Origin of the sequence: Haloferax sulfurifontis (genome assembly GCF_014635105.1) — an archaeon.
In the GTDB taxonomy this organism is placed as follows: Archaea; Halobacteriota; Halobacteria; order Halobacteriales; family Haloferacaceae; genus Haloferax; species Haloferax denitrificans.
Map to the genome: position 1 here is coordinate 1 of NZ_BMCI01000013.1, position 11,405 is coordinate 11,405.

General features: G+C 52.9%; 8 protein-coding genes. 7 read left to right on the forward strand and 1 reads right to left on the reverse strand.

Features of this window, described 5'->3' with window-relative positions; genetic code table 11:
• Positions 1–339: 339 nt before the first annotated feature.
• From IEV64_RS19925 to IEV64_RS19625, 7 genes are all read left to right on the forward strand, one after another.
• Positions 340–990, forward strand: a complete 651-nt coding sequence (locus IEV64_RS19925; protein WP_229722764.1) for a site-specific integrase — start codon at positions 340–342, stop codon at positions 988–990.
• Between the two features lie 221 nt (positions 991–1,211).
• Positions 1,212–2,336 carry a ribbon-helix-helix domain-containing protein gene (locus IEV64_RS19600; RefSeq protein ID WP_188425058.1) on the forward strand — a complete coding sequence of 375 codons (1,125 nt, stop codon included), beginning with the start codon at positions 1,212–1,214 and terminating at the stop codon, positions 2,334–2,336.
• Positions 2,337–2,343: 7 nt separating this feature from the next.
• The gene (locus tag IEV64_RS19605) at positions 2,344–3,222 is read left to right on the forward strand and encodes a hypothetical protein (RefSeq protein WP_229722768.1); all 879 of its coding nucleotides are present in this window, start codon (positions 2,344–2,346) and stop codon (positions 3,220–3,222) included.
• Positions 3,219–4,109, forward strand: a complete 891-nt coding sequence (locus IEV64_RS19610) for a hypothetical protein (RefSeq protein ID WP_188425060.1) — start codon at positions 3,219–3,221, stop codon at positions 4,107–4,109. Before IEV64_RS19605 ends, IEV64_RS19610 begins: the two co-directional genes overlap by 4 nt.
• Before the next feature lie 30 nt (positions 4,110–4,139).
• Complete coding sequence (locus IEV64_RS19615) at positions 4,140–7,046, forward strand: DEAD/DEAH box helicase (protein ID WP_188425062.1); 2,907 nt, start codon at positions 4,140–4,142, stop codon at positions 7,044–7,046.
• A gap of 263 nt (positions 7,047–7,309) precedes the next feature.
• A complete protein-coding gene (locus IEV64_RS19620; RefSeq protein WP_188425064.1) occupies positions 7,310–8,305 on the forward strand; it encodes a hypothetical protein in 996 nt (331 codons plus the stop codon).
• Positions 8,302–8,808 carry a hypothetical protein gene (locus IEV64_RS19625; protein ID WP_188425065.1) on the forward strand — a complete coding sequence of 169 codons (507 nt, stop codon included), beginning with the start codon at positions 8,302–8,304 and terminating at the stop codon, positions 8,806–8,808. Before IEV64_RS19620 ends, IEV64_RS19625 begins: the two co-directional genes overlap by 4 nt.
• 968 nt (positions 8,809–9,776) lie before the next feature.
• On the opposite strand, the gene IEV64_RS19630 is transcribed toward IEV64_RS19625, so the two are convergent.
• The gene (locus tag IEV64_RS19630) at positions 9,777–11,270 is read right to left on the reverse strand and encodes a hypothetical protein (RefSeq protein ID WP_188425067.1); all 1,494 of its coding nucleotides are present in this window, start codon (positions 11,268–11,270) and stop codon (positions 9,777–9,779) included.
• Positions 11,271–11,405: the final 135 nt, after the last annotated feature.

Sequence of the window (11,405 nt, forward strand, 5' to 3'; positions counted from 1 at the left end):
CTCCGCTTCAACTCCTTTGATTTAGCGCCCCATCCCGACGCCGTCTAGTGATTCAACACAGCCGGCACAGGCAAGTCGGCTACTTCGAGGCAAGTTGTTAGGAGACAACATGTGTTTAAAGCCTACACCGCCCCGCTAAGCGAAGAACCGGTTTCTTAGAGACCAGAGCCCTTTGGTCACCGAGAATACCGTCAAGAACTACCAAGCCTGCTTACGCCAGTTATGTGACTGGTTAGACGACCAGCGGGTGGGAATCTTAACGAACTTGACAGCAAGCACAGATATCGGAACAAGGGGTGCCGGCTGTCCAAGGCCAGGGTCACCACCGCTCGACAGGACATGATCACGATAAAGCAGTTTATCGAGTTCTGTGAGCACATCGCTGTGGTCCCACGCGGGATGGGAGACATGGTTCGGATACTATCGGTCAGTAAGCAAGACGAGATTTGTGGCGACCTGTTGACCCGAGACAAGGCTACTGAAATCATCGACTTCCTCGGGAAGTGCGAGTACGCGAGCAAGCACCACATCACACTCCTCATTTTGTGGAAAACCGGGATGCGGATGGGTGGTCTCAGTACCCTCGGTCTCGGAGATTACGACGAAGGAAGGCCCGCGTTGGAACTCCGGTATCGAGCAAAAGCGGGAACTCCACTGAATAACAAAGAGAGGAGCGAGCTGGACGTCCTTATTACACCTGAGACGGCTGATGTTGTCTCCGATTACATTACACAGGCTCACCTGACGGAGAGGACGAACACGGGAGAGACCTGCTTCTTGTCCCTGAGAGTGGAAGGGTGGTGGTACGACTATCCAGCGGTACGTGTAGACTGCAAGTCGGCCCTGCTACTACAACGGTGGGGAGCCCCCTTTGACCGAGATTTGGATACTTGTGATGACATGTCTCGGAACGCCTCGTCTAAGTGTCCGGGCTCGGTGAGTCCCCATGCATTACGTCGAGGGTACGTGACTGCCGCTCGGAATGCATGATAGCCGAAGAATGTGACTGGGGAGCGGGTGAATATGAGCGGGAAGGTGCTGCACAAGCACTACGACAAGGGGAGGAGTGCAGAGAAGGCTGAGAGGAGGAGGAACCACATCGGAGACATATAATTCAAGGTTAGAAACACACATTTCCACAATCTCCTACAAACTCCCGGAGAAAACTATTTATGAGCCTACAACAACTTGGGAGTTAGAGGAAGAGTGTAATGAACATCAATATCGACCTTCCGAAGGACATGGTGGTCCGGATCCGCCAAGCAGTCGAGAGGGGGGACTACGAGAGTCCACAAGACTTCGTCGAACGAGCGCTCAGGAATCAGCTCGAACACGACGAAACTCCTGATACAGAAGCCATGACTCTCGAGGAGGCGTTTGCAGCTGTTGATACAGAGGCATCGGTACCACGCCCCGAACCGGAACCACCTTCCGATGCTGTTAACAGCCGGCAGGAAATCGAGATACAGCCAGCAGAGGCGACAGAGGTACACCTCACCCTGCTCGAAACAGACAAGGCTGTTCCAACAGTCCCAGCACCCGACAGGTCTCGCTTAGAAGACGGTCCACTGTGGGGCCAGTACAACCGCATTTTCCCAGTGAAAATCGTGGTTAGAGCGTTGGGAAACAGCGTCTCGGATGCGCCAGCCGGATCTGACGAGAAAGCGGGTTGGATACCGCACTCCTCCTTCGGGGAATCGGTAGCTGAGACCGCTCGCATTCTCGGAATGAAGATTGCGCAATACGACAAGCGGAGTGGCCGTGGCCGTGGAGAGAAATTGTCGACCGGCCTGCCAGTCGGCGACGACCCGTCAAGGTCAAAAGAACGCTTTGTATCCCACTTTGTGGGAGAAACTGAACGAGATGACAACCTGACAGGAGCTGCGCCGCAGCTCCAATTTGTCAATATCCAGAAGACAGGCACTGGTATCGATATCGGACTCACAAAGATGGGTTGGGAATTCGCGGCGCTCGAGAACCCGCTGCTGGATGGTGGTGCGGGGGCACAAACAGCCCTATCAGCGGACGAGCGCGCTTTCTTCCTCGCGCATGTGCGTGAACACTACACCGAGGAGTACGACGCCATGGCGACCGTGGTAAAAGCAATTCACGATGGCGACGACAGACCGGATTCTCTGACCAACCGTGTGGCGTATCTCAACACCGAGTGGTCCGCGTCCCACGCGAGAACTATTCGGTCTGGACTCACAGGCCGGATGTATGAGCTCGGGCTGCTGGACCGATATCGTGTCGGCCAGCGAGGCGTAGGGTACGAACTGACCGACGAGGGGGCATCCTTCCTCGACGAAGTAACTGCGGGCGACTACAACAATTAACAATCTAATGACGTCAAACGGCTCATCCACGACTGAACAGACCATCAACAATCTCGCTGTGGGCGACATCTGGCCCTTCCACTACCGAGGGTTCGGGTTGAGTACCAACCCGTCTGGTGAAATCTGGTGGCAGGCCTACAACGGCACCGACAGGCTCTATCTAGACCCGGTGCCGTCGGACCTCATCGACGACCTTCTGGAGATCAAGCGGACTGCAGGAGCAATCCGTGTCACAGAAGCAGGTCGGGTCATCACACAAGTCGACACAACACCAAACCAGTCGCAGTCCACCTACGAAACCCAGTACGTGGGGTCGGTGGACTTAGATGGAAAACTGGTCCCAGAGAACAAACCAGGCCGAGCCGTCGAAGTCAGCCCTAACGGAGTCTCACCGGGCGACCTCTGGCCTGGCGTCTACGATGGTGCTAAATACTCATTTTCTGGTGAGCGGTTCTGGTGGGAAAACAGCGATACCAAACTTCGCCATTCATTCGCAGACAGCCTCCCCCAACCTATCGTCGACGAACTCAATCGCCTGCGTAGGCAGGGCGGGTCGTTCCAAATCACGCCCGCCGGTGACGTTTTGACCCAGATTCCGACAGCAAAATCACCGCCTGATGTCCGGTCGCAGTTTAGGGACCTTCCCCGCGAGGTGAAACGAATCCTCCAACTTCGCCGGGACCGTGGGAAAGTCGACATGCTTCCCGTGTATGTTGGGCATCTCGAGCCGTCCGAACGGCCGATTTTGGTCAACGAACCGACGAGGCTGACCGACCCTCTAACCGAGCAGGAGGAAGCTGGGCTCGAAGCGTGGGCAGCAGCGATGGGCTCCTACGACGAGAGTGAGTTAGACGAGGACGACCATCGGGCTGGTGGTTCCCGATGAGCTCGCAGGGCACTATTTCCAATCTCAATCGGACAAGTACGGTCGTTCCGGTCAACGACAACAAGCAGCTGACCGTCGAGCCTGGCAGTCCTTGGCCTTCGGCCTACCGAGGGTCAAAGTACAGCTTGGTCTCCTCACGGCTACACGGTGATGTCGTTCAGTGGAGCCACATGGGTGATGTCCAAGCGTTGACAGACGCCCCGAGGGGATTGCAAGATGAGTTGCGACGTCTCGGCAAGCAGGGAGGGTATGGGAGTTTCAAACTCACCGCCTCAGGCGAAGTACTGACTAAGGTACCCGCAGATAACTTCCCGAAAAGTGCCCAAGCGCCAGTCAACCGTGGACACATCCCAGTCTACGTTGGCAAGCTCAACGGTCAGTTCGACTTCGAAGTGGTCTCTAACGACCCAGCCACAATTGACCCCGGTGAGATTCAAGTTTGGAGGGGTCTCCCGTTCAAACACGGCGAAACGTGGGCAGTGTGCAGTGACGACGTGTTGCGGTGGACCTGGCGGGATTACTATTTTGAATCCGCGTTCGACCATCCCGATATCGTCACGACTTATAAGCGACTACGACCGATGGGCGGACGGATATACATCAACGAACACGGTCACATCTGGGGGGGCATTGACCGAAGTGTCGTTCCTGCTGGGGAACAACCTCGTGTCGCTGAAGCATTCACTACATGGCAACAGTCCGCCACTTCCGCAGAGAAGCGACTCGTTGAACGACGACTCGAGCGGACGCAAAGTCAGGCTGTCGAGAACGGACTCCTCCCAGTCCATCTCGGACATCTTAGCCAATTCGACGACGGGATGGTTCCAAAACCGGTTGTGACGGACAAGAGGTATTTCAGGGACACGGTCAGGGACCCCGATGCGTAACCAGCAATCAACACACAGGATAGTCTAATAATGGGACGACGCTTTCCACCACCGATAGTCGGCATCGAACGCGGGCCAGAGTTGGTCCCGAAACTGGTAGCATTAGCCAAAGAGTACGACGCTGAACTGTCAATCGACGAGTTCACCGAGATCTGCCGTCAAGAACTCAAAAAGCCAGACGGTGGGCAATACAGCAAGCAGTACTTCAGTCGTATCCTCTCTACGTACGAGACCCTTGGTGTGGTTCGCGAGGACGATGACGTCATAACCCTCTGGGAGTTCGCACGCCAATTGGACCCGTCAGACGCAGATGAGTACGCCACAATGTTGTGGCGGGGCATTAAACAGAGTTGGGTCCTCTCAGCGAACTTCCCGGAGGGTATCGAAGGTCTCCGGCGGACTCAGTACGTTGTCACCCATGCGGACGAGCCACTCACTACTGAAGCGATTCGAGAGCAGTTGACTCAGCAGTTCGGGTATGAGTACAACGATAGCGGTATCCGTGGGTATCCAGAGTTGCTCACCCAGCTCAAGGCGCTCAAGAAGACCGACGGTGGCTACGTCGCGGGTCCACGAGCAAGTACATTCGAGGGTCGCTGGCGAGACGTCGATATTTTCCACCGTCTTGAGCGGTGGATCCATCACCAAGGCCCCACGGTTGAACCACCGGACGACAAGGTCAAGCGGGCACTGATGAAGTATTACATGTATCGTGAATCCGGCGGGTTAGGGAAACATAAGCACTTCTACAAGCAATTTCTCGAAGACTACGTTCGGGAAACCTCACGAGAGAGTGACGTTGCCAATCCACAGATCCATCTAACCGACAAATATCAAGACCCTGAGAAGGCTCGCGAAGAACTCAGAAAGCAAGTTACGTCTAAATTCCCGGATATCAATGGGCGGGAACTGGCCGGCCTGTATGCAGAAACACTAAAAGATATTCTCGCAGCAGATTCGGCTCCCGAAGCCCGCGAGATTAAGTCCAGTTCCAGCCCCGGCATATCCCGCCGAGACGTCCAAAACTGGGCCAACTCCGACAGGGATGCCTACAATTTCGACGACGAATTCGAATTGTACGATTGGCAGCAGGGGGCCATCAAGGCTTGGTTCGACGACGATTCCACTCCATCCGAGCGAGGTATTGCGCAAGTTGTTACTGGGGCTGGGAAAACCGTGATGGCGCTCGGAGCAGTTAGAGAATGGCTTCAACGCCACCCTGACGGTGTCGTTACGGTTGTCGTCCCGACGAAAGTCCTCATGCGGCAATGGTTGGAGGAGTTCGTCACGAAGTTGAACGTCCCGCCATCAGACATCGGTTGGGTTGGGGACGGTCACAAAGACACCCACACTGACCATCGAATACTCGTGACTATCGTCAACTCGGCAGTCAAAGACGATTTTCTCAAGCAGTCAATCGAGGCAACTGACACTGAGAACCACCTGCTGGTGGCCGACGAATGTCACCGCTACACTGGTGATGTACACTCGAAAGTCCTCAACTATCCCAACTCGTCGAGTTTGGGACTCTCAGCGACTCCACTGTCCACGGTTGACCCCACAGACGAAGAGTTGACCGAGGATGATAAACGACTCATTCAGAATCTGGGGCCATTATTCTACGACTTGAGTTATGAAGAGGGCGTAGAGCGAGGCCTGATTTCTGAGTTCACTATCAGATACGTTGGGTTCGACCTCAGCCCGGCATCACGTCATACCTACGAACAGTTCTCGAAAAAGGTCTCATCGGCTGTCCAAGACATCGAAGCCCGCTACGGGCACCGACTTCCGGAACTCAATGGGACTTACCCACAAAAACTCCAGACGATCAGACAAAATAGTGACCGGCCGACGCCAGCCATTGCCGACTTCTTCGAGTACACTAAGCGACGCCGGGAGCTTGTTGCGGAGGCCTTGCCGCGGCAGGCAATCACGTTAGAACTGCTGAAACGGACGATTAAAAAAGAGAACAAGGCCATCGTGTTCCAAGAGCGTATCAAGCAACTTGAGGAGATGGTCGCGTCCCACGATTCGCGTATGGCAAAAACACAGACTGGCAAGTATGGGTCAAAAGACCCCGCGAAAGTCGAGCTCTACGAACAGTACGAGGAGGAAAGAGCTCAGGTCAACGGAGATCTCGAGGATTTCTTTGTTAGAGGCCAGTATGCTCCTGTTATGTATCACTCTGGTCATCAAAACCCAGAGTGGAACGACTGGGGCATCGACTGGTTCCGAGACGACGGCTTTGCCAACGTCATGCTGAGCGTACAAGCGCTGAAAGAAGGGGTTGACGTCCCTTCGGCAGATGTAGGCATTATTAGAGTGTCTTCCGGGAACGTCCGCGAACGGATCCAGACGCTCGGTCGGATTCTCCGGACAGGCCATGATCCAAAGGCACCGTCGACACTCTATGTTCTTTACGCTCGCGATACAGTCGATGAGAACATCTTCAGAGATGTCGACTGGGAGTCAGCTATTGGAGGGAATCACGAATACTACACATGGGACACCGAAGAAGGACATGTAATTAAGGGGGAACTGTCGGAGCCAAGCCCCGACAAGAAACCAGAAGTCACAGCCTATCAGCCAATCCAAATTCCGGACGTCGAAGACCTAGCGCGTGGTGATACGTACGAAGGGCCACGCAGAGGCAGGTCCATTAGCGTTGACAGTCAGGGTCGACCGTTCAAAGATACTGCCGATGGACGCAAGTACATCACAAATACGGAGATACAGGACCTTGCTGACTACGTCTTCGATCTCCGCAACGGTGGTGGGCGGATAATCATCAATGAAGCAGACCACCTGGTTACAGTGACCGAGAACGGACCGGTGTTCCTAGGCGAGTTAGAGGTTGAAAAATTCGATTACGCCGAAGAACACACAGGTACAGACGGTGTCCCCGAGAGTTTTGAGGACTTTGTCGGGAGTGAGTAAGATCTTTTTTAGTGGAATTATTAGTGAGGTAATCTGGAGGTTCCGACTAAGGAAGTCAAATGCTTTGAGGACAGTCAGGGGCTGAAGGGTCACCCTCACAGCCGTCGTCTCTCTGACCGACGAAAGACGTTCACGGACAATGGGGAATAGGATTGGTAGGTGTAAAAACAGGACAATACCTCCGAGATTCGCCTACCAGCCGACATGGATAGGGCGGAGACAGGTGTTTACTTTTATGTTAGCACGATTTGATATTTTGGGCAATGCCTTCAGAGAAGCTCGTGCCTTATTCACTCGAGATATATGAACATCGCAACCCCGACAACGGATATAACCTCACTCAATTGCAGGCACACGATACGGCGTTCGATGAAAATCACATCCTCGATTTGATGGAAACTCTGTTCTCGAAACAGGACACCAATCTTGAACCTTCGACCAATGACAAGACCTTCGTTATCGAAGAATACCATCGGGATGGGAACATCATCGAAGGAATCGTCTCTACTGGTTACCACGGATACGAGGCCGAAATCCGAGATGTTGAATCAGGTGACATGACCCACCTGAAAGGGGAAGATGAAGCCGAGCAAATGCCGCTGTACTTTCTCATCTATCTCCCACATACACACGAAGGCAAGCCGTACAATAATGGGAAAACTGCCTTAATCATCCTTCACCAAGTCAACCGGATTGGTGTGAAGGGGAAATTGAAGAAACATATCGAACAAACGTGTCTCTCGGGAGTGACCGACTATACGATGAAGATGGAACCTGTCTCTACAGAAGAGGTACTTAAAAAAGTCATAGAGGCAGACAGGATTGCCAAGTTGGACATCAACGTCCGGAAGATTCCAGGAGATGATGAAAGCCGGATGGAACTGGTGAAGGGATTAAGCACCGAGGAAGTTGGGACTCGGTCCATCGTCCTACGTCCAGAACATGGGGGGAGTTTTGAGAAGTTGAAACGTAAGGCGGCGAGTCTCAAAGACCGAGATACGCACTTTGGGACGATTGTCGGCAACGACGTGGAAGACTTCACCGTGACTATTCAGAAAGATGGTGGTAGGAGCGAGACGTTCTCGCTGTTGAATGAGGAAGTGGCTATGCGGAAGGACCTCGATAGTGAGGAACTGCGCACTGACTCCGGCCTCATCACCGCACGTTCTCTCCGAAGTGAAGCAAACGACTTGGCCAATGACATTTTGGATCAGCAGATTGTAGAACCAGTTACCGGGACAGCCAACGTCAAAAAATGATATTCGGCAACATTGGAAGTATTATCAGCGACCACTATTCGTCTCTCGGCCAAGAGACTGGTCTGAAGAATCCATTTGATTATGCCGTACTGGCTGTAATATTCGCTGCCTTCCCCGCAATTGTCGGATTCGCTCTGGCCAACTACGTCGTGCTCTGGTCGGGATTCATCACTGCCTCTGCTTCTGTGTTGAGTGTCCTGACGGGATTCTCAATCAACACTATTATTCTGCTCATGAGGTATGATGAGGACGGTAGCCACCCCTACGAACAGCGGACTGTGAGAAAGACGAAAGAGTTCACTCTCTACGCCATTCTGGCAGGTGTTGTTCTAATCATTTGTTTGGTCTTCGGAATCGTGGTGTCGCGTATAGGTGGCCCCGCTGGTTCGAGACTCGCATTCGTCGTGAGTGGAATTGTCTACAGCCTGATGGCACACTACTTCTTGACGCTGTTAGTCATCACTCACCGTTTCTGGTCCTTGATACATGGCGACGTTCTTTGAGAGTCGAGTTTACAGAGCCACTGTATCCGTTCACAGGGTGTGATATAGTGGAAGTAATTTCGTGACAGCACAGGATGAATAGGGACGCTGTTAGTGAGTCTGTCGAACAGTCTATAGCCGTTCTCGGCTCTTCTTCACAGATGGACGAGGTCAACACGAAGGCCGCCGTTCTACATGACTTCTTGGCCCTTCTCGACTGACAGATTCCGCAAAACACCAAACATGAATACTTCATTGAGGCGTTCGGACGACCTATAAGATGGACTACGCACTGTTCTCAACGGTTAATTGGAATTATGTCTCAATTTGACGTTGCCCAATTAGACCGGATATGCGTAACTGTCTCCGTCTTGGACGGAGTGTGCAACGTCGACGATGTCGTCGATCTCTTCGCCATTGTAGAACTGTCCAAGACCGGCTTGCCAAGCCATCTCTCTGACTTGGCTGTAGCGGTAATCACACCACCAAGCAAGGTCGAAGATGAGTGCGCGGGCTGCCTCTTCCGGCGACTTATATGCTCGGGAGGAGTCTTCCCAGTTCCCTTCGAGAAGGGGAACGACCCGATCGCTATTCGAGGCACGATGGATTGTAGCTTCGACTTCTCCAGGTGTAAATAGTGGGTCTCGACTGGGGGTGGCTGATCGTTTCTGTGCGTGGCCAACTGTAGTTGGGCTTTGTTGTGATGACATTGTCTGGGTGCGGGCGCTCGCGTCGCATTTCGCGACGCGTGCGCTCCACTGCGCTGAGGCGCACGCACGCGCCGTCCGGCGGCACAGCACAGTAACCAGATGTCAATAGTCTTAACTTACTGATGTCAAAGCAATTTGAACTCTCACGTATAGAGTCTATACGTAATACTTCGAATTAGACTTCGGAACAACCTGTACTGCTGTATTGCTGTGCCGCCGGACGTTACTCTTGCGAACAAATTTCACATTTGATTGGATGCTACTGCGAACGGGGGTATTTTAATCTTTCCCAGGTAAAGACACATCTGCAACAATCGACGCTGAAACCAGATTGGCAGGAGTCCACTCATAGGGTTGGGAATCGGTCCGGTCAACCAGCCCAGCTTCAAAGAGCCGAGCAAGCATCTCACGGACGTGCCTCTGAGTATAGTCGAGAGACGCTCTGGCAGCGATTTCTTTGACTTCTCCACCTCCCTCATTGCGTAGTGATTTGATGACGGCTCGCTCTCCATCCTTTCTTGTACGCACGACTGTTTCACCGTCATTGGGTTGTTGAGCAAGTTCTTGTAGCCAGTCAGGGATGGCAGCAGTGTGCACATATACGGTAGCTGGCGATGAACGTCCAAAGCGGAAAATTGCCTGAGCTACCTTGTCTTCCCTGAAATGTTGGAGGAATGGCGAATCCTTAATTCCATAATCAAGATCGATGCCTTTCCCCTCACGTAGAGCGGGATAGCCTTCAAATGCTGCAGCAATCTGGATTGGGGCATCACCTGGGTGTGGCGAACCGAGAACTACGCCGACAGGCTTTCCTTCAAATTCGTTACTGCTCTTGAGGTCACCGTAGTGTTTTATATCGGTGACAAACTCAGTGATTGGCGGTTCTCCAAGATAGGCTTCGTTCGGTGTGGACTCAAACAGTCTCTCCTCTGCTTTCTGACTTGTGATAATCGGGACTGGATGGTTGTATTCATCATGTACTGCTTCGAGTAACCCATAACATTGTGCTCGGTTGACGTGGTTACCACTGCTGTAAGGATTCGAGGCAGTCGTTGTTTGCACTAAATCGTACCCAACGTACTCGGCGAGATAGGTTCTACGACAGGAGTCACAGAGGAGTTGTCTGTGGTCCATCTCGTCTAGCCCCAGTTTACCCTTCCAAACCGCGACCTGTGGGGTACCGTCCAATCCAACGATTGCGCTGGCATCAGATAGGTCCGGAGGCCGCCTTATATGAAGTTCTCCGCTGTTCAGATCATCGACTACTGACATTCCATCTGCCAGTTGAACATAATCGAGATCTAAGTTTTGTCTAAGTGAGGCGGCGTAGGTGTCATTCGTTTGGTTGCCCGTCAAATCTGTAGATTGTTGTTTCTTTAAAAGGAAGGTGGCGAGGGTAATTGAGGGCGCCTCGGCGTGACCATTACTCTTGAGTACTTCGGTCTGACGAGTGGCTGCGTCGATGGAGCTCAATTCCTCAACAAGTTCCTCGGATTCGACACCGCCAACCTCGTTCAAGAGCGCCAAAGCCTCCACTTGATCAATCCTATTGATATCCAGTTTGTCGTACCCTTGAAGGAATTGGTTAACTGCTCGGGTTCGGGCCGTTGCTGGAAATACAGTCTGATAAGCATCTCCTGGGCTTTCGTCGAAAATTAGTACACGGCCGGCAACTAGGTCTTGAGACAGCGCGTGTGTAGGGTGTCCAATAAGAACGTCCGCATCCTGTGCAGCTTCCCGCTGTTCAACATATGGACAATCCCCTTCTTCCATACAAGGTAACTCGTTCTGACGCCGCTTATGAAGGAAATATGGGGAACCCCCACGGGCATTCTGATCAAGTGGCTGTGTTGAATCACTAGACGGCGTCGGGATGGGGCGCTAAATCAAAGGAGTTGAAGCGGAGAG